Annotated in this window: 16 protein-coding genes; 9 read left to right on the top strand and 7 right to left on the bottom strand. The window is 69.7% G+C overall.

All coding sequences use genetic code 11. From position 1 onward, the window contains the following. Nucleotides 1-17: 17 nt before the first annotated feature. Together ABZ208_RS19855 and ABZ208_RS19850 are read right to left on the bottom strand one after the other, a co-directional pair. The gene (locus ABZ208_RS19855) at nucleotides 18-347 is read right to left on the bottom strand and encodes a putative quinol monooxygenase (RefSeq protein ID WP_356910757.1); all 330 of its coding nucleotides are present in this window, start codon (nucleotides 345-347) and stop codon (nucleotides 18-20) included. 143 nt (nucleotides 348-490) lie between these two features. Next, entirely contained in the window at nucleotides 491-694 is a 204-nt protein-coding gene (locus ABZ208_RS19850) for a cold-shock protein (protein WP_328404639.1), read from the bottom strand. A gap of 355 nt (nucleotides 695-1049) precedes the next feature. Between ABZ208_RS19850 and ABZ208_RS19845 the strand changes: the two genes are divergently transcribed. The 5 genes from ABZ208_RS19845 to ABZ208_RS19825 all read left to right on the top strand — a co-directional run bounded on the left by ABZ208_RS19845 (nucleotide 1050) and on the right by ABZ208_RS19825 (nucleotide 4634). After that, nucleotides 1050-1790, top strand: coding sequence for a GntR family transcriptional regulator (locus ABZ208_RS19845; protein ID WP_356910756.1), 741 nt, complete (start codon nucleotides 1050-1052; stop codon nucleotides 1788-1790). 168 nt (nucleotides 1791-1958) lie between these two features. After that, nucleotides 1959-2723 carry a 5-oxoprolinase subunit PxpA gene (locus tag ABZ208_RS19840; protein WP_356910755.1) on the top strand — a complete coding sequence of 255 codons (765 nt, stop codon included), beginning with the start codon at nucleotides 1959-1961 and terminating at the stop codon, nucleotides 2721-2723. Next, the gene (locus ABZ208_RS19835; protein WP_356910754.1) at nucleotides 2720-3352 is read left to right on the top strand and encodes an allophanate hydrolase subunit 1; all 633 of its coding nucleotides are present in this window, start codon (nucleotides 2720-2722) and stop codon (nucleotides 3350-3352) included. The genes ABZ208_RS19840 and ABZ208_RS19835 overlap by 4 nt, the downstream gene beginning before the upstream one ends. 5 nt (nucleotides 3353-3357) lie before the next feature. Continuing rightward, nucleotides 3358-4224 carry a biotin-dependent carboxyltransferase family protein gene (locus tag ABZ208_RS19830; RefSeq protein WP_356910783.1) on the top strand — a complete coding sequence of 289 codons (867 nt, stop codon included), beginning with the start codon at nucleotides 3358-3360 and terminating at the stop codon, nucleotides 4222-4224. A 95-nt stretch (nucleotides 4225-4319) separates the two neighbouring features. Continuing rightward, nucleotides 4320-4634, top strand: a complete 315-nt coding sequence (locus ABZ208_RS19825) for a hypothetical protein (RefSeq protein ID WP_356910753.1) — start codon at nucleotides 4320-4322, stop codon at nucleotides 4632-4634. Between the two features lie 82 nt (nucleotides 4635-4716). Here ABZ208_RS19825 and ABZ208_RS19820 read toward each other — a convergent pair whose 3' ends face one another. The 4 genes from ABZ208_RS19820 to ABZ208_RS19805 form a co-directional block, all read right to left on the bottom strand. Then, entirely contained in the window at nucleotides 4717-6231 is a 1515-nt protein-coding gene (locus ABZ208_RS19820; RefSeq protein WP_356910752.1) for a S1 RNA-binding domain-containing protein, read from the bottom strand. Between the two features lie 227 nt (nucleotides 6232-6458). Next, on the bottom strand, nucleotides 6459-8180 hold the full coding sequence (locus ABZ208_RS19815; protein ID WP_356910751.1) for an acyl-CoA dehydrogenase family protein: 1722 nt from the start codon (nucleotides 8178-8180) through the stop codon (nucleotides 6459-6461). 111 nt (nucleotides 8181-8291) lie between these two features. Beyond that, nucleotides 8292-8849 carry a PadR family transcriptional regulator gene (locus tag ABZ208_RS19810; protein ID WP_328404625.1) on the bottom strand — a complete coding sequence of 186 codons (558 nt, stop codon included), beginning with the start codon at nucleotides 8847-8849 and terminating at the stop codon, nucleotides 8292-8294. Between the two features lie 98 nt (nucleotides 8850-8947). After that, entirely contained in the window at nucleotides 8948-9514 is a 567-nt protein-coding gene (locus tag ABZ208_RS19805) for a GNAT family protein (protein WP_356910750.1), read from the bottom strand. A 172-nt stretch (nucleotides 9515-9686) separates the two neighbouring features. Here ABZ208_RS19805 and ABZ208_RS19800 point away from each other — a divergent pair, with 172 nt between their 5' ends. The 4 genes from ABZ208_RS19800 to ugpC are packed head-to-tail and all read left to right on the top strand — an operon-like array spanning nucleotide 9687 to nucleotide 14017. After that, on the top strand, nucleotides 9687-11009 hold the full coding sequence (locus ABZ208_RS19800) for an ABC transporter substrate-binding protein (RefSeq protein ID WP_356910749.1): 1323 nt from the start codon (nucleotides 9687-9689) through the stop codon (nucleotides 11007-11009). Nucleotides 11010-11068: 59 nt separating this feature from the next. Further along, nucleotides 11069-11950, top strand: a complete 882-nt coding sequence (locus ABZ208_RS19795; RefSeq protein ID WP_356910782.1) for a sugar ABC transporter permease — start codon at nucleotides 11069-11071, stop codon at nucleotides 11948-11950. Beyond that, on the top strand, nucleotides 11950-12783 hold the full coding sequence (locus ABZ208_RS19790) for a carbohydrate ABC transporter permease (protein WP_356910748.1): 834 nt from the start codon (nucleotides 11950-11952) through the stop codon (nucleotides 12781-12783). Before ABZ208_RS19795 ends, ABZ208_RS19790 begins: the two co-directional genes overlap by 1 nt. A gap of 37 nt (nucleotides 12784-12820) precedes the next feature. Then, entirely contained in the window at nucleotides 12821-14017 is a 1197-nt protein-coding gene (gene ugpC, locus ABZ208_RS19785; protein WP_356910747.1) for a sn-glycerol-3-phosphate ABC transporter ATP-binding protein UgpC, read from the top strand. A gap of 46 nt (nucleotides 14018-14063) precedes the next feature. Here the strand turns inward: ugpC and ABZ208_RS19780 are convergent, their stop codons facing one another. Continuing rightward, nucleotides 14064-17612, bottom strand: a complete 3549-nt coding sequence (locus ABZ208_RS19780) for a S8 family serine peptidase (RefSeq protein ID WP_356910746.1) — start codon at nucleotides 17610-17612, stop codon at nucleotides 14064-14066. Nucleotides 17613-17855 lie beyond the last annotated feature (243 nt).

The following is a 17855-nucleotide window of genomic DNA, read 5'->3' as shown; positions in this document are numbered from 1 at the left end:
GCCGGGGGATCCATGGGTCAACGTTCGTCGACAGCCATCTCGCCCAGCAGTGACCAGTCGTCCTGCGGGACAGTCATGTTCACGATCCGGGGTGTCTCGGCCAAGTGACGCGGCAGGGTCTGCTGTGCGGCTTTGAAGTGCTCGGACTGTACGTGAGCCGCGCCGGCCTCGTCGTCGCGGAACGCCTCGACCAGGACGTACTGTGCCGGGTCCTCGACGTCCCGGGACCAGTTGAACCAGAGGCAGCCGGGTTCAGCGCGTGATGCGGCGGTGAAATCGGCGGTGATCTCCGGCCATCGGTCGGCGAACTCGGGGTGGACCGTGAACCTGGCGGTGATGAAGATCATTCGGGCTCCTCGTGTGCTGTGTCAGGCCATTCTGCGCTGCCGGTCCCACTCCACGCGCGTGCACCGGCACCCGCGCCACCACAGGCCAGGGGCCCCCGGAGCGCGCTGGGCGCGTCCGGGGGCCCCTGGAGTGACCTGCTGGATCAGGCAGGGGTGATGTTCTCCGCCTGGGGGCCCTTCTGGCCCTGGGTGATGTCGAAGGTGACGGCCTGGCCTTCCTGGAGCTCACGGAAGCCCTGCGCGTTGATGTTGGAGTAGTGGGCGAAGACGTCGGGGCCGCCGCCGTCCTGCGCGATGAAGCCGAAGCCCTTTTCGGAGTTGAACCACTTGACGGTACCGCTGGCCATGCTGGTGCCTCTCAGTCGCTGTCGGATCCCGCACCGCGCGGGGTCCGGAGGTGATCGCCCTGGTTCTCAGGCACTGCACAGCAAAGCGCCCGCGCCACAGCGCGGGCCGGGGTACTGCGAACCACGACATCTACAGGCGACGCTACACGCAGGCACGGCCTCGTACCAGAGAGAGACCGGCAGTCGGGGGGTTCCTCACAGGCGCCGGGCTGACCAGGAGTTCGATCCCACAGGAGGCTCGCCCGTCTTTGCAGGTCCAGGAACGTTGAACAATCCTGCAGATGACGAGGTTGATTCCTCCCCTGCTGTTCGCTTGACTGCTTCCGGGAACATCCCGGAAGCAAGGGGCGTGGACATGGCCACCGAGGTCGATCCGGCCGTTCTGACGGGTGATCGCGAGCGCCTGGGCCGGTTCAGTACCGCAGACCGGGTCGCGGACATCCTGCGTGAACGCATCAGCGAGGGGTACCTGCCGCCGGGCAGCAAGCTCTCCGAGGACGCCATCGGGACCGCTCTCGGGGTCTCACGCAACACCCTCCGTGAGGCGTTCCGGCTGCTCACCCACGAGCGGCTGCTGGTGCACGAGCTCAATCGCGGTGTCTTCGTGCGTGTCCTCACCGCTGAGGACGTCACCGACATCTACCGGGTGCGCCACATCATCGAACGCGCTGCCGTCCGCCACCTGGGCATGCCTCCGTACGACCTGGCCAAGGCCGAAGCTGCCGTCGCCGAGGGAGAGCGGGCCGCGCAGGACGGGGACGGGCGCGGCCTGGCCACCGCGGACATCCACTTCCACCACGCGGTGGTGGCCCTCGCCAAAAGCACCCGCCTGAACGAGCTGATGCTGGGCATCCTCGCCGAGCTGCGCCTGGTCTTCCACGCGATGGACGACGCGCGGGACTTTCACGAGCCCTACCTGGCACGCAACCGGGAGATCCTCGCCGCCCTGAAGGCGGCCGACACGGTGAAGGCGGAGCTGCTGCTCGCCGCCTACCTCGACGACGCCGAGAAGCAGCTCGTGGGCCGGTACTCCGAGCACATCGCGACGCACATCGCGACCGATCAGGGCCGGGGACCGCGCCGGGGGGCCGGGTAGGGACAGCGCGGCCCCCTCCTGGATGCCCACGGCCGGATGCCCGCGGCACCCTTGTCGAATCGTTCAACAATCCTCTACGTTGATGGCCCCGCCGTGAGCCGCCGGCTGTGCACGTACGCCTCGCATCGGCGGGCGGCAGGTCATTCGCCCTAGGAGACCGCAGCAGCGATGAACGACATCGTGATCGATCTCAACGCCGATCTCGCAGAGGGCTACGGACGGTGGGTCCTCACCGACGACGAGGCCATGCTGTCGGTGGTCACCAGTGCCAATGTCGCCTGCGGGTTCCACGCGGGCGATCCCAGCATCATGCGCAAGGTCTGCGACATCGCCGCCGAGCGCGGTGTGCGGATCGGAGCGCAGGTTTCCTACCGGGACCTGGCGGGTTTCGGGCGGCGCGCCATGGACGTACCCGCCGACGAGCTGGCTGACGAGATCACCTACCAGATCGGTGCGCTCGAGGTGTTCGCCCGGGCCGCCGGGGTGAAGGTGGCCTACGTCAAGCCGCACGGCGCCCTGTACAACCGCGTGGTCGCCGACCCGGTGCAGGCCGCTGCCGTGGCCGTGGGCACCAGGCTGGCCGATCCCGCACTGCCGGTGCTGTGCCTGCCCGGGTCGGTCATGCACGAGGAGGCCGGCAAGGCGGGCCTCGGAGTGATCGGCGAGGCGTTCGTCGACCGTGCCTACACGGCAGCAGGGACCCTGGTCCCGCGGGGAACGCCGGGCGCGGTGATCACCGACCCCGGGCAGGTCGCCGAACGGGCGCTCACCCTCGCGCGCGACGGCCGCACCACGACTCTGGACGGCGAGGCGGTGCACGTACGGGCACGATCGCTGTGCCTCCACGGGGACACCCCCGGAGCCGTCGCACTCGCCCGGCGGGTCCGGGCCGGGCTGGAGGCGGCCGGCATCACGCTGGAGGCATTCGCATGAGGCTTCTGCCGGTGGGCGAGGACTCGCTGCTCCTCGACCTGGACGGCCCGCAGGAGGCTCAGGCCTGGCATGCCGAGATCGTGCGCCGCCGCGGCGAAGGCCCACTGGCGGACGTCCGCGACATCGTTCCCGGGGCGACGACCGTTCTGCTGTACGGGGTGTCCGACCTGTCGGGCCTGAAGGCGGCTCTGCAGGGCTGGTCGGTGCCGCCCCTGTTGGCCCACAGCGGCCCGCTCGTGGAGATCCCCGTGTGCTACGACGGCGAAGACCTCGCCGTGGTCGCCGAGTTGTGGGGGGTGGGGAAGGACGAGGTGGCGCGCGTACACAGCAGCGTCGAACACCGGGTCGCGTTCTCAGGATTCGCCCCCGGATTCGCCTATATGACAGGACTCGACGAGAGGTACCACGTGCCGCGCCGCTGTGCGCCGCGCACGTCGGTTCCGGCAGGATCCGTGGCCGTCGCGAGCAACTGCACCGGTATCTACCCCCGTTCCTCGCCGGGTGGCTGGCAGCTGATCGGCACGACGTCCGTGAACGTGTGGGACACGAACCGCCGGCCGGCGGCATTGCTGGTACCAGGCACGCGGGTCCGGTTCGTGCCGACAGGTGCCGAGAGGGGCGCCGCGTGACCGGCATGCTGGAGGTGGTGCGCGCCGGAGCGCTGACCACGATCCAGGACCTGGGCCGGTTCGGCCACGCCCACCTCGGCGTACCCCGCTCAGGCGCCCTCGACCAGAGCGCCCACCGGCTGGCGAACCGCCTCGCCGGCAACACCCCCGACACGGCGGCCCTGGAAACCACCCTGACGGGCGTCGCCGTGCGCACCCTGCAGGCCGTGACCGTGGCCGTGACCGGGGCGCCCGCGCCGGTGCGGGTCAACGGCCGGCCTGCCGCCTGGGCGAGCGCCGTCCATGTACCGGCCGGTGCGGTTCTGGACGTGGGCGCCGCGGTCGGCGGACTGCGCAGCTACGTCGCCGTCAGCGGCGGAATCGCCGTCGAACCCGAGCTCGGCAGCCGCTCCACCGATCTCCTCTCCGGCCTCGGACCCGCGCCGCTCAGGGACGGCGACCACCTGCCGGTGGGCAAGGCTCTCGGCCACCCGGTCCACGCCGACATCGCACTGTGCGAGGGACCGCCGAGGGAATTGGTACTCCCCGTACTGCCGGGTCCCCGCAACGACTGGTTCACCGATGCCGCACTGCGCACCCTTGCCACGGCCCGGTTCACCGTCTCACCCCACAGCAACCGCATCGCGCTGCGCGTGAACGGCCCCGCCCTGGAGCGCGCCGTACACGGCGAACTGGCCAGCGAGGGCATGGTGATCGGCGCGATCCAGGTACCGCCGGACGGCAGACCGGTGGTGTTCCTCGCCGACAGCCCCACCACCGGCGGCTATCCCGTGATCGGCGTGGTCCCCGAGAGCCGCCTGGCCGCGGCCGCCCAGGCCACACCGGGACTCCCGGTCCGCTTCACACTTCTCCGACACGCGAACGCGGCCTGAAATCAAGCGGGTTGAGGTCAATATTGGTCTAGACCGGAAGCGGTTGCCTGATCCATAGTGGTGGTCCCGCCACCCCCATGGAGAGGAATCCACCCGTGCTGCGCACCAAGACCGCCCTCGGACTGGCCGCCGCCGCGGCCATGGCCGCCGGACTGCTCGCCGCCACCCCCGCCTCCGCCGCCCGTCTGCCCTGCCACCTCGCCGGCAGCGGGAACACCGCCTCCGCCACGTGCTACAGCGGCTCCACCTACACCTGGCGGCTCGTCGTCGACTGCGACGACGTGAGCAACCCCAGGTGGCCGGCCCGTGTGAAGACCCTGCACGGCGCGTGGCACACCAGGGACGGCAGCGAGACGATCTCCTGCGGCGGTACGCTGCGCGCCACCGGCCGCCTGGAGGTGCGCAGCTGAGGGCCGTGACCGGCCGCGCACGCTGTCGAGGCCGCCCTCGGCGCATCCATCGCGGACCCACCACCCCCCGGATGGCGGGAATTCACTCCGTCCGTGTCCTCAGCGAGAGGCTGATACGGCGGCGCTCCAGGTCGACGCCGATGAGGGTGGCAAGGACGTCGTCCCCGACCGCGACGACGTCCTCGGGGCCCTCGACCTGACGATCGGCCAGTTCGGCGAGATGGACCAGGCCTTCCACGCCCTCCGCGAGGCGGACGAAGGCGCCGAACGGCACCAGCTTGGTGACCCTGCCCGGGATCGTCTCGCCGACCTGACGGGCGGCGGCGAACAGCCCCAGGGGATCCGGCCGGAGTGCCTTCAGGGACAGGTTCACCCGCTCCCATGCCCAGTCGATGCCGATGATCCGGGCGCGGATCTCCCGGCCGACCGGGGCAATGTCGTCCACCGAGCCGATATGGTCCCAGGACATCTCGGGAACGCGCAGGAATCCGAGGCCGCGGCCCAGATCGTCGTTCAGGTCCACGTGCACCCCCACATCGTCCAGGCCGGTCGCGACGACGCCGGTGACGACGTCACCCACCCGAAGCGAGCCGAGGAGCGTCCTGCGCTCGTCGGCGCGAGTGCGGTTGGTCCGCCACCGCGCCCGCAGGACGCCGTCGGCGTCCGGCAGCACTCCGGCGAGCAGCGGGTGGCGATCGGCCGGCTCCAGTGGGACCAGGGCCGCTCGACGGGCGGCCCCCGCGGCAACCAGCAGGGACGGCCCATCCGCCCGTGCCATCCACGTCTCGGCGATGCGCACCTGGAGGGACCCTCCGTCGGAGCCCTGCTCGACCAGCAGTTCGAGGCGTTGTCGGCGCAGAATCGCGGCTCGGACCGCCTCGATGTTTTCGCTCAGGTCCGGCCAGACCGACAGCCGCGCCCGTGGGGCCAGCCGCCGGCGCACCGCAGCGGCCTCGCTCGCTGTGGTCACGCGGTGCCAGCGGTAGGCGTTGGCGATGTGCCGCTCCTCCAGCAGCACGCCGCCGTGCTCGGCGACGAGGCCGCAGAGTTCCGCCCAGAAGACGTCACCGGCGGGCCGCTCGCCGTCGGTCTCGTCGAAGGCCGGGTCGTAGGGCGAGAACTGGACCGGTTCGGCGAACAACCCCAGGGCGCGAGTGCGGGCCACGGCCTCGTCGTGCGGCCGGTCACTGCCGACGTAAACGTCGTCCTGGTCGCCGACATGGAGGAAGAACCCGCTCGCCGTGACCAGCCGGCACCAGGTGCCGTCGCGCAGCACCATGGCCCGCAGCAGGCCGAGCCCGGTGGCGAGCGGGATGCCCGCGCCGTCGTGATACCCGGCCAGGCCGTAGGGAAAGAGCCCGGAGAGACCGTGGCCTCCCCCTCTCCTGCGGACCGAGAAGGAGAAGAAGCCCTCCAGCATCGGGTTGTCCACCGTCAGGTGGTCGGCACCGGCGTCGAGTGCGAACCCGGCAGCCGCTGCGACACAGGCGGCGGCGACACGTTCCCTGGAGTCGTACTGGACGGCCGTCCTGTCGTGGTCCGCCGCCTCCCGCTCCGCGGGGTCGTACGGGGTGATCCGGTACACGAAGGACGCCATGTCAGCGTCCCGTGCGGCTCGAAGTCGCCCTGAGGGCCGGTCGCGGGCGGACAAGGGAAATGATCATTCGCGCAGCCTAGCGCCCGGAGCCGGCGCCTGCACGCAGTTCAGGATGCACCTGCTCCAGCGGGCCATCGCAAGGTGAGGGCTCCAGGGCCGGGTGAGTGCGGGAGTTCCGACGGCCGGGGCAGGCCGAGTCTGCCCCGGCCGACGGACGCCTGCGCTTCCTACGGCGCCATCTCGTACGCACCCGCCAGTGCCTCGACGCGTTCCCAGACACGCGCCGAGCGGGCGTCGTCGACGACCGGCCGCCGGACCGCGTCCAGCGCCCAGTTCTGCTGCTGCACGGTGGCGGAGTCCTTGCCGTGCAGTTCGACGGCGTGCGCGGAGAAGTCGCGTACGAGGACGGCGAACAGTTCGTCGAGCACGTCCTCGTCGAGCCCCGTCAGGTGCGCCTGTTCCAGAATCAGCTGGCCGTGCACGACCAGCGCGAACAACTGGCCGACGGCGAGAAGGAGATCGAGGTCGCGGCTCTGCTCCTCGCCGGGGGCGGCCGTCGTGACGAACTCGCACAGGGCGTCCGCCTGTTCGCGGAAACGCCCGACATTGGGCACGCCGGCATAGGCGTCGTAGGCGGCGCGCCAGTCGTGGAACCGTATGGAGCCAAGGCCCCGGGCCGGCCCCTGCCGGAAGAGGAAGTCGTCGTCGGCCGCGTCGAGGCGGGTCGGCACGGGTGCGTACTCGGCCGGGTCCAGCAGATGGTTGCGCATGAACTTGAGGATCAGCGCGAGGTTGACGTGGACCGTGCCCTCCAGCTTCGGCAGCCCCCGGATCTCGGTGGCGGCCTGCGCGAAGTAGGTGTCCTTCTCGAAACCCTTGGCGGCGATGACGTCCCACATCAGGTCGATCACCTTCTCGCCCTCGGTGGTCACCTTCATCTTGGTCATCGGGTTGAACAGCAGGTAGCGGCGGTCGTCGGGACCGGCGGAGCGGAAGTAGTCGACGGCACGGTCGCTGAACAGCTTCATCCCGACCAGCCGGACGTACGCGTCGGTCAGTTCGCGGCGCACGTGCGGGAACGCGGTGACGGGGCGGCCGTAGAGGATGCGGCCCTGCGCATGGGTGACGGCCTCGTACATCGCGTGCTCGCAGATGCCTATCGAGGCGGTGCACAGGTTGAACTTGCCGACGTTGACGGTGTTGAGGGCGGCGTCGAAGGCGGCGCGGCCGGTGTGCAGGATGTCGTCGGGGCCGACGGGATAGTTGTCGAGGCGGAACTCGCTGACGTACTTGGAGGAGTCGACGACGTTCTGCACGAGGCGGTACGCCGGGTGGCGGCTGTCGGCGGCGAAGAACACGTAGCCGTCGGGCCCTTCGACGTCGGTGCGGCGGCCGAAGACCGAGACGAGAGCGGCGGCGTTGCCGTTGCCGATGTAGTACTTGGAGCCGCTTGCGTGGAAGCCGCCGGCACCGTCGGGCTCCATGAGCATGTCGGTGGAATAGATGTCGGCGCCGTGGGCCTTCTCGGACAGGCCGAAGGCGAACACCTCACCCTGGGTGAGGAGTTCCGCTGCGCGGGTGCGGGCGGCGGCGTTGTCGCTCTGCCAGACCGGGCCGAGGCCGAGAATGGTGACCTGCCACGCGTACCAGTAGTCGAGCCCGTAGAAGCCGAAGATCTCGTTGAGGGCGGCGATCCGGGCGGTGTCCCAGCGCGTGTTGTCCTGCTGCCCGGCGTCGGAGGCCGGGGTGAGGAAGGTCGCGAACAGCCCTTCCTTGGCGGAGAACGCGAGGAAGTCCGCCAGCCAGGCGCGGGAGCGGTAGTCCTCGATGAGCTTGCGCTTGCCGCGGTCCTCGAACCAGTCGACCGTGGCGCGCAGCAGCCTGCGGGTCTCGGGGTCGAAGTGCGCGGGGTCGTAGGTACGCGGGTTGAACAGCAGCGGGTCGGCCATGGGTGTTCGCCTTTCCGGCTCGGTGGTTGCGGGTTGGTGGGCTGGAGGGCCTTGCGCGGGTGTGGGCGGAGATGCCCGTCGCCGGGGCGGCGGGTCGCTCCCCGCGCCGGGTCAGCTTCCGGGGCCGAGCCGGCGGAGGGTGGCGAGTACGTCGTCGAGCCAGGCGAGCGTCATCCGCTCGTACGCGATGCCGCCGCGCAGCACGACGTGCTGGAGCTCGCGCGCGGCGTCGGCGGCCGGTGGTGCCTCGGGTCCGGTGAAGTCACGCACTTCCCCCGCGAGGTAGTGCGCAAGGCGGTCGGAGTGCGTCTGGTGATGGCGCTCGACCTCGCGGATCAGCGCGGCCGGGTCGTCGAAGGCCGCGCCGCGGATCTTCACCGCGAGGTCGTGCCGGACGCTCTCGGGTTCGATCGGCTCGTGAAGCCAGCGGGACAGGACGGTCCGGCCGAGGGCGGCGACGGAGTACTCCTTCTTGTCCGGCCGGGCCTGCTGCGGCACCTCACGGACGTCGATCCAGCCGTCGCTCTCCATGCGTTTGAGGACGCGGTAGATCTGCTGATGGGTGGCGGTCCAGAAGTATCCGATGGACCGCTCGAACCGCCGGGCGAGCTCGTAGCCGGAGCCCGGTTTCTCCAGCAGAGAGACAAGGATCGCGTGTTCCAGCGCCATGCCCCGATCCTTCTATGCAACTCGTTGCATAGACAAGGGGCGCCGCCCGGGTGAGACGCGGCTCACCCCGGCAGCAGCCTCGGCACTGAATCAGGGGTTCAGGCCAGGGGCCTGCCACTGGTGCCGGGCTGCCCGGGTGCGCCTGCCGGGACGATGTCGTCCCGCAGCACGCTGTAGCGCACGACGTCCCGCCACTGCCCGTCCCGGAACACGAGACTGCGCAGCACGCCCTCCCGGGTGAAGCCGGACTTCTCGAGTGCGCGCTGTTCCGCGACGTTCTCCGCCTCGGTGTCCGCCTCGAGCCTGACCACCGGCGTGTGTCCGAAGAGATACCGCACCAGCAGCCGCTGGGCCTGCGTGCCGACACCCCTGCCTCGGCCCTCCGGCACCAGCTGCGCTCCGATGTTCCAGCAGTACGAGGCCCGAGAGGTCGCCACCTTCCTCCAGGCCACGAAGCCCAGCCGCTCGTCGCCGGTCACCACCATCAGCTGTCCGCCGTCATCGCCGAGCAGGCCGTCCTGCGTCCAGCGGCGCCGCCAGCGCCCCGGATCCGACCACCCCAGCCATTGGAACGGCCCCGTCGCCTGCGGATCTGTCAGGAACTTCTCGAGCAGCGGAAGATCGTCCTCGGCCACGGGGCGCAGGATCACAGGATCATCACTCATTCCGGTCACCCTACGTCCGGCGCGGGTCGTGGCGGCCGTGCCGCCATCCGGGTGCACCCTGTCACGACACGTTTCTCCGGCTGAGATCAGTGGCATCGGCGCACATACCGTCGGCGGGATCGGGTGCTCGACGCCCACTCGAAGCTGCCGGATCAAAGGGGCGTGAAGCCGCGTGGAGAGCGTGCAGAGGATTCTCCGCCCTCACCGGCTCCACGGCACGAACACACCGCGGCGCAGCACCGTACGCCTTCTGCGGTCTCTTGCGGCACTCCCGCTGCTCGCGGTGCTCGCGAGCGCGTGCGACTCCCCCACCGGCACCGGACCGGTCACCTTGAACTGGTACAACTTCCCCGACGACTCCGGGGCCCTGGCGACTGCGGCAGGCAACTGCACGAAGGCTTCGGGCGGGCGGTACCGGGTCGCGTACAACAAGCTTCCGCGCACGGCGGACGGCCAGCGCCAGCAACTCGTGCGGCGGCTCGCCGCCCGGGACAGCACCGTCGACATCCTCGGGCTCGATGTCACCTGGCCCGCCGAGTTCGCCGAGGCGAAGTGGATTCTGCCCTGGAGGGGCGCGAACCTCCGGCGCGCCCGCCAGGACACCCTCGAAGTACCTCTCGAGACGGCATCGTGGAAGGGCAGGCTCTACGCGGTTCCTTACAACACGAACACCCAACTGCTCTGGTACCGCGACGACATCGTCCCCACGCCGCCCACGACCTGGGCCGAGATGCTGGACATGGCACGTGCTCTCGCCGAGCGGGGCAAGCCGCACTACGTGGAGATCCAGGGGGCCCAGTACGAAGGGCTGACGGTCTGGTTCAACTCGCTCGTCGAGAGCGCCGGGGGTTCGATCCTCAATGCCCGCGCGACCGCTCCTTCGCTCGGCCCACCCGCCGTCCGGGCGGCCACCATCATGCGCGACCTTGCCACCTCACCGGCTGCCGACCCGTCCCTGTCCAACCAGATGGAGGACCAGAACCGGCTGGCCATGGAGTCCGGAACCGCCGCCTTCGAGGTCAACTACCCGTTCGTCTATCCGTCGATGAAGGCCAACAACCCGAAGCTGTTCAAGAACTTCCGCTGGACGTCCTACCCCCGCGTGCAGGCGGGACGACCCGCGAAGCCCACGATCGGCGGCATCGACCTCGCCGTCGGCGCCTATTCACGCCACGCCGACCTGGCCTTCGAGGCCGCACTGTGCCTGCGCAACCGGCAGAACCAGATGACGGCGGCACTTCAGGGCGGTCTGCCGCCCACGCTGCGTTCGCTGTATTCCGACCCGGCGCTGGTCAAGGACTATCCGTTCGCCGCACAGGTGCTGGCGGCGCTGGAGAGCGCCAGCATCAGGCCCAAGACCCCCGCCTACCAGAACGTGTCCATCGCGATCTCGCACACGCTCTCGCCGCCGTCCGGCATCGAGCCGCGCAGCGACGTGGAGCGCATCGGCAGCCAGATCCAGGACGCCCTCGAGTCCAAGGGGCTGATCCCGTGAACCGACCGGCGGCCGCGCACGCCACCGGGCCGGCCCCGGCGCCGGGCAAGGCCACGGCGCTGTCCGAGGGCGCGCGGCAGGAGCGGCGGCTGGGCCTGCTGCTCTGCGCCCCCGCTGTCATCGTCATGCTGGCGGTCACGGCCTATCCCGTCGGTTACGCGGTCTATCTCTCGCTGCAGCGCTACGACCTGCGCTTCCCGAACCAGGCGCGCTTCGTGGGGCTGAGCAACTACGGTGCGGTGCTCTCCTCAGAGTTCTGGTGGCAGGCGTTCTGGGTGACCCTGGTCATCACGTTCGTCTCCGTGGCGGTGGAGCTCGTCCTCGGCTTCGTGCTCGCCCTCGTCATGCACCGTACGATCTTCGCGCGCGGGACCGTGCGCACAGCGATCCTGATCCCGTACGGGATCGTCACCGTGGTCGCCGCCTTCTCCTGGCAGTACGCCTGGACGCCCGGCACCGGATACCTCGCCGCACTGCTGCCGGCGGGCGACGCCCCGCTGACCGAGCAGTGGCCCGCGATCGGACTGATCATCCTGGCCGAGGTGTGGAAGACCACCCCGTTCATGGCGCTGCTGCTGCTCGCGGGGCTCGCCCTGGTGCCGGAGGAGACCCTGCGTGCCGCGCAGGTGGACGGCGCCACCGCCTGGCAGCGGTTCACCCTGGTGACGGTGCCGCTGATGAAGCCCGCCATCCTCGTGGCGCTGCTCTTCCGCACCCTGGACGCCTTCCGGGTCTTCGACAACATCTACATCCTGACCTCGGGCGCGCACGGCACCGGTTCGGTGTCGATCCTCGGCTACGACAATCTCTTCACCGCGCTCAACCTCGGCATCGGCTCGGCCGTCTCCGTGCTCATCTTCCTGTGCGTCGCGCTGATCGCCTTCGTCTTCATCAGGCTGTTCGGGGCCGCGGCCCCCGGCGCAGGGGAGGTGGGACGCTGATGGCCCGTGCGGGCGAGCGGCATGTGACAGGCTGGACGGTCGCCAATGTGGTGGTGATCGCCTATGCGCTCTTCCCGGTGCTGTGGATCGCGTCCCTGTCGTTCAAGGATCCGAGCACCCTCACCGACGGCAATTTCATTCCGAGCAAGTGGACATGGGACAACTACCGAGGCATTTTCCAGACCTCGGAGTTCACCCGCGCCCTGATCAACTCCGTGGGCATCGCGCTGATCGCGACGGCGATCGCCGTGGTACTGGGGACCCTTGCGGCCTACGCGGTGGCCAGGCTGCGCTTCCCCGGCAAGGGGCTGCTGATCGGAATGTCCCTGCTGATCGCGATGTTCCCGCCGATCTCGCTGGTCTCCCCGCTGTTCAACATCGAGCGGATCCTGGGCATCTTCGACACCTGGCCGGGTCTCATCATCCCGTACATGACCTTCTCCCTCCCGCTCGCGATCTACACCCTCTCGGCGTTCTTCCGGGAGATTCCCTGGGATCTGGAGAAGGCGGCCAAGGTCGACGGCGCCACCCCCGCCCAGGCGTTCCGGCTGGTGATCGCCCCACTGGCGGCGCCCGGTGTGTTCACCACGGCCATTCTGGTCTTCATCTTCTGCTGGAACGACTTCCTGTTCGCGATCTCGCTGACCTCGACCACCGCGGCCCGCACCGTCCCGGCGGCCATCGCGTTCTTCACCGGCAGCAGCCAGTTCGCCCAGCCCACCGGTTCGATCGCCGCCGCCGCGGTCGTCATCACCGTTCCCATCATCGTCTTCGTGCTGCTGTTCCAGCGGCGCATCGTCGCCGGACTCACCTCCGGGGCCGTCAAGGGCTGACCGGCCTGGCCGGTCCTCAGCACAAGGAGCACTGACCGTGGCCGAGATCGTCCTCGAGGGCGTCACCAAGCGATACCCCGACGGTGCCCTGGCGGTCCGCGACGTCGACCTCACCGTCGGGGACGGGGAGTTCGTCATCCTGGTCGGACCCTCCGGATGCGGCAAGTCCACCACGCTCAACATGATCGCCGGACTCGAGGACATCACCGAAGGAACCCTGCGCATCGGCGGTCAGGTCGTCAACGACAAGGCGCCCAAGGACCGTGACATCGCCATGGTGTTCCAGAGCTACGCCCTGTACCCGCACATGAGCGTGCGCGACAACATGGGCTTCGCCCTGCGTCTGGCCAAGGCCGACAAGGCCGTCATCCGCACCAAGGTCGACGAAGCCGCGCGGATCCTCGATCTGACCGAGCATCTGGAACGCAAGCCGGCGAACCTGTCCGGCGGACAGCGCCAGCGCGTGGCGATGGGCAGGGCCATCGTCCGCGACCCCAAGGCCTTCCTGATGGACGAACCGCTGTCCAATCTCGACGCCAAACTCCGGGTGCAGATGCGCACCCAGATCTCCCGCCTCCAGCAGCGTCTCGGCACCACCACCGTCTACGTCACCCACGACCAGACGGAGGCGATGACGCTCGGCGACCGCGTCGTCGTCATGCGCGGCGGCGTCGTCCAGCAGGTCGGCACACCGCAGCATCTCTACGACGAGCCGCGCAATCTGTTCGTCGCGGGTTTCATCGGCTCCCCCGCCATGAACTTCCTGAACGCGACGCTGGAGGAGAACGTCCTGCGCACCTCCGTCGGCGAACTCGCGCTGGAGGCACGGACACTGAGGCAACTCGAGTCGCAGGGCGCCCCCCGGGATCTGATCGTGGGACTGCGCCCCGAGGCCTTCGAGGATGCCGCCCTGGTCGACCCCGGCCGCGCGGGCACCGCCTTCACCACCACCGTGGACGTGGTCGAGTCACTCGGATCGGATGTGTACGCCTACTTCACCGAGACCGCATGGCGGCCCACCACGACCACGGAACTCGAAGAACTCGCCGCAGACTCCGGCGTCTTTGACACCGGGACCACCGAACACCAGATCGTCACCCGCCTCAGCGCCGCCACACGGATCCGTGAAGGGGCGCCGGCCGAACTGTGGGTCGACACATCCCGGATGCACCTGTTCGACCCGCGCACCGGCGTGAACCTCACACACCCGCAGAACGCCGGCGGCCGGGGGTAGGGCGGGGCGCCACGCGGCGCCCCGCCCCTGGAGGGCGTGTGTACGGTCAGCTCTTGTCAGGCCGCTCGGTCACCCGGAGGCTGTTGATCAGGGGCTTTCCGAACCCGCCGCGGGCTGCGAAGCGTACGTTGAGGGTCCCGTCGGTGACGGTGACCGTATACGTGCGCGTCAGGGCGGTGTAACTGCCCGCCTCCAGCGCGATGTCGAGGGCGGGCAGCACCTCGGCGCCCTCGGCCAGCACATCGAAGACGCGCTTGTTCGGCCGCGTCGAGGACAGTTCGGCGAAGCCGAGCTCCACGGTGTAGACCCCGTTCGGCACACTGTCGAAGCGGTACTCGTACATGCCCTCGCGGGCGCTGCGGTACAGCTTCTGCTCGTCCGTGCCCATGATCGTACGGCTGGTGGACCTGGTACCGGAGTTGCCCTGGTAGCCGTACGAACCGGCCGAGTACCTGCGGTCAGGTGACCAGGCGTCGCCCGCGGCGTCCACACTCCCGGCGCCGGCGCCCGAGTCGAGCGCCATCTGGTAGCGGGGCACGATCATCTTCACCGGTACGGTCAGGACGGGACTGCGGCCACTCACCGAGGTGATCTTCACATCGGCCGTCAGGACCGTGCCGGGCTCCATGCCGGTGGTGTCGACGGTGAGGGTGACCGGCACCTTCGCCCCGGTCGGAAGGTCACCGCCCGCCGGGGTCGCCGTCAGCCACGGCGCGTCCTCCGTCACCGTGAAGGCCGTGCCGAAGCCGGGGTTGGTGAGGTCGAACGTACGCGTCCGCCGCTGCTGTGGTGGCGCCACCACGTCCAGGGACGGACGGGATGCTGTGACCTTGCCGGTCCTGAGGGACTGCGTGACGCCGCTGACCTCACCCGCCGTGACCTGCACCGTGCTCTGTGCGGACTGGTACGCGGGGGCAGTCAGCGACACCGGCTGTTCGCCGGACGGACTCTGGACGACGTACCCGCCGTCGGCGGCCGTCGTGGCGGTGACCGCCGAACTCCCGGCGCCCACGGTGACCGTTGCCCCTTCGACGCCCTTGCCGTCGTTGGCGTCGAGCACCCGGCCGGCCACCACACCGCTCTTGGTGGTGCGGAAGGCCACCGCCAGCCCGCCGTTGAGCACGGCGCTGTTGAACGAGTAGCGCAAGGCGTCCGTGCCGGTGGCGTTCTCCACGCCGATCGTGGCGCTGGACCCGGCTTTCAGGCCGGTTCCGGTGGTGTCCTTGTAGTGGTACGACACACGCCCGTCCTCGCCGATCACGGCGGAGAAGGAGAACGTGTCGTTCTGCGCGGACCAGTGGGACACCTGGCGCCACTCGATGACGAAGGAGCGGTGGGGCGCGGAGCCGGTGACAGCGGTGAAGACACCTGAGCCGGTGCCGGCCGCGCCGACCATCAGATCGTCCCAGAACGGGTAGAGCGCCGCGTTGGGCGTGCCGGTGCTCGGGATGTCGCCGTTGACGTCGCCGGTGTGCGCGCCGCCGAAGCTGACGGTGCCGTTGGTGCCGACGTATGCCGTGCCGTACGTCTTGCCGTACAGGGGTACGGAGAACGGCAGATCGACGCGTTCGGTGGTGTTGTCGCCGGTCAGCGCGAGCTGTCGGTCGCCGGGCACATACGTCCGGTCAGCTGCGGCGCACGCGTAGCCGTAGGTGTCGATGCGGTCGGGGAGGGTCACGGCCGCCGTGGTGTCGGCGGTGAGTGTCACACGGGTGCTGCCCGGGGTGACGCAGCGGGACGAGTGGGTGGCCCGTATGTCGTACGTACCGAGCGGCAGGGTGGCTTCGAAGCGGCCCTGGTCGTCGGTGGTGGCGGTCACCGGGGTGTCGGCGACGGTCACGGCCGCACCGGCGGCGGGGCCCGCGGAGGAGGAGACGGTGCCGGTGACTTTGGCGGAAGGCGCCTGCGTCAGTGTGAAGTCGCTGGTGGCGGTGGCTCCCTCGGTGACGGACGCGGTCGCGGACTCCTGTCCGTAGCCGAACTTGCCGACGGTCAGCGTGTAGTCGCCGACCGACAGCGCCGGGAAGCTGTAGCTGCCGTCGGCAGCCGTCGTGGCGGTGCGGTCGGAGGGGCCGTCGGCGGTGATCCTCGCTCCGGCCACCGGTTCCCCGCCGGAGCGGACGGTGCCGGTCAGCGCGCCGACCGCGCCGCGTGGTGCGGCCTGGACCGCTGCGAGCGCATCGAGCCGGCCCTCGCCGAACACGTTGTTGTCGGCGGCGGTGCCTCCGCAGGTGGTGTTGTCGGTGTCGACCGCGGTGCCGTCCAGCAGGGCCTCGGTCTGGGCGATGTCCCCTTCGAGGGCGGGCGCGGCGGACCACATCAGGGCCACGGTGGCGGCGGTGTGCGGTGAGGCCATCGACGTACCGGAGAACGACCCGTATCCGCCGTTGCGCACGGAGGAGCGGACGTTGACGCCGGGGGCGGCGATATTCGGCTTGATCGTGCCGCCGGGACCCGCACCGCGCGAGGAGAACGACGCGATCGTGTTGTTGATGTCGAAGGCCCCGGAGCTGTACGACGCGGTGTAGTCGCCGGGGGAGCCGCTGGTGGCGCAGGAGGGCCCGGAGTTGCCGTTGGAGAAGGCAGGGAAGATACCCGCGGCGCGCCAGGTGTCGACGATCTGCTGGTACCAGTCGTCGTGCACCGAGCTGCCCCACGAGTTGTTCACGATGTGCGGCGCGAGATCGGGACGCGGGTTCTGGCGGTTCAGATCGGTGGGCGCGACGATCCACTGTCCGGAGGCGAGCAGGGATGCCTCGGAGCAGGAGCTGGTCTCGCAGCCCTTGGCGGCGATCCACTTGGCGCCGGGTGCGACTCCGATCTTGTTGGCGCCGCCGTCGTCGCCGACCATCGTGCCCATGGTGTGGGTGCCGTGGTCGTTGTTGTCGCAGGGCGCGGCCCCGGCGCAGACCCCGGCCGGGTCGAACCAGTTGTAGTTGTGGTCGTACGCTCCCCCCGCACCGAGACCGCGGTACTGCCCGCGGACGGCCGGATGCTGGTGGTCCACTCCGCTGTCGATGTTCGCGACGACCATGCCCTCGCCGCGGACACCGAACTGGTCCCACACCTGGGGGGCCTTGATGCGGTCGATGTTCCACTCGACGGCGTCCACGGCCCCCTCCCGGTCACCCTTGGCGGGCTTGGGGATGGTCACCTTGTCGTCGGCGTCGATACGGGCGACCTCGGGCCGCTGGGCGAGGGTGCCGGCGAGCTTCTCGGTGCCGACGACACGCACCGCGTTGACGATCCAGTACGAGGTGTACTCGGCCTTGACCCCGTCCAGGGCCTTGATCAGTCCTGCCTGAGTACGGGCGGCGTGCTCCGTTTTTGCGCGGAAGACGGCTTCGCCCTTGCCTGCTTTGCTGCTCTGCCGTGATGCGGCGCTGAGGTCGGCGGCGCTGTCGAGGTAGACCCAGAAGGCGGCCTTGCCCTCGTCGAGCTGGACCCGCAGTTCGGGTTCGATCTTCCGTTCGGCCGGGCTCAGTGTGGGCGGCGGCTCGGGCGCTGCGGCCGCGACACCTGCGCCGAGGGGTAACAGCAATATGGCGGTGAGGGCAGCGAGCGCCGCTCGTAACGGTCTGTTTCTTCGTGCCACGTAGTCTCTCCTCATGCGTCGTGTGCGCCAGGTGGAGGTGCATGCATACGTGTGCTGTGAGTGCCCTGTGAGCGCCTTGTGAGCGCCTTGTGAGCGAATCGTGAGGCACGCGCCATGGTGATCCACGGACCATGTGCATTACAAGACCGTCTCCGTCCCCGTTCCGCTCCGCGCCCCCGTCCAGGACTGCCCCGGGTTCGATCCGACCGGCGCAGGACGGCCGGGCGTCGACGTACGGCGCAA

Source organism: Streptomyces sp. NPDC006208 (assembly GCF_040613775.1).
Taxonomy (GTDB): domain Bacteria; phylum Actinomycetota; class Actinomycetes; order Streptomycetales; family Streptomycetaceae; genus Streptomyces.
This window is presented reverse-complemented; position numbering and strand designations above follow the sequence as displayed.

Coding starts and splice junctions, on each gene's coding strand:
- ABZ208_RS19855 (WP_356910757.1), bottom strand. CDS start 347: ATGATCTTCATCACCGCCAGGTTCACGGTCCACCCCGAGTTCGCCGAC.
- ABZ208_RS19850 (WP_328404639.1), bottom strand. CDS start 694: ATGGCCAGCGGTACCGTCAAGTGGTTCAACTCCGAAAAGGGCTTCGGC.
- ABZ208_RS19845 (WP_356910756.1), top strand. CDS start 1,050: ATGGCCACCGAGGTCGATCCGGCCGTTCTGACGGGTGATCGCGAGCGC.
- ABZ208_RS19840 (WP_356910755.1), top strand. CDS start 1,959: ATGAACGACATCGTGATCGATCTCAACGCCGATCTCGCAGAGGGCTAC.
- ABZ208_RS19835 (WP_356910754.1), top strand. CDS start 2,720: ATGAGGCTTCTGCCGGTGGGCGAGGACTCGCTGCTCCTCGACCTGGAC.
- ABZ208_RS19830 (WP_356910783.1), top strand. CDS start 3,358: ATGCTGGAGGTGGTGCGCGCCGGAGCGCTGACCACGATCCAGGACCTG.
- ABZ208_RS19820 (WP_356910752.1), bottom strand. CDS start 6,231: ATGGCGTCCTTCGTGTACCGGATCACCCCGTACGACCCCGCGGAGCGG.
- ABZ208_RS19815 (WP_356910751.1), bottom strand. CDS start 8,180: ATGGCCGACCCGCTGCTGTTCAACCCGCGTACCTACGACCCCGCGCAC.
- ABZ208_RS19810 (WP_328404625.1), bottom strand. CDS start 8,849: ATGGCGCTGGAACACGCGATCCTTGTCTCTCTGCTGGAGAAACCGGGC.
- ABZ208_RS19805 (WP_356910750.1), bottom strand. CDS start 9,514: ATGAGTGATGATCCTGTGATCCTGCGCCCCGTGGCCGAGGACGATCTT.
- ABZ208_RS19790 (WP_356910748.1), top strand. CDS start 11,950: ATGGCCCGTGCGGGCGAGCGGCATGTGACAGGCTGGACGGTCGCCAAT.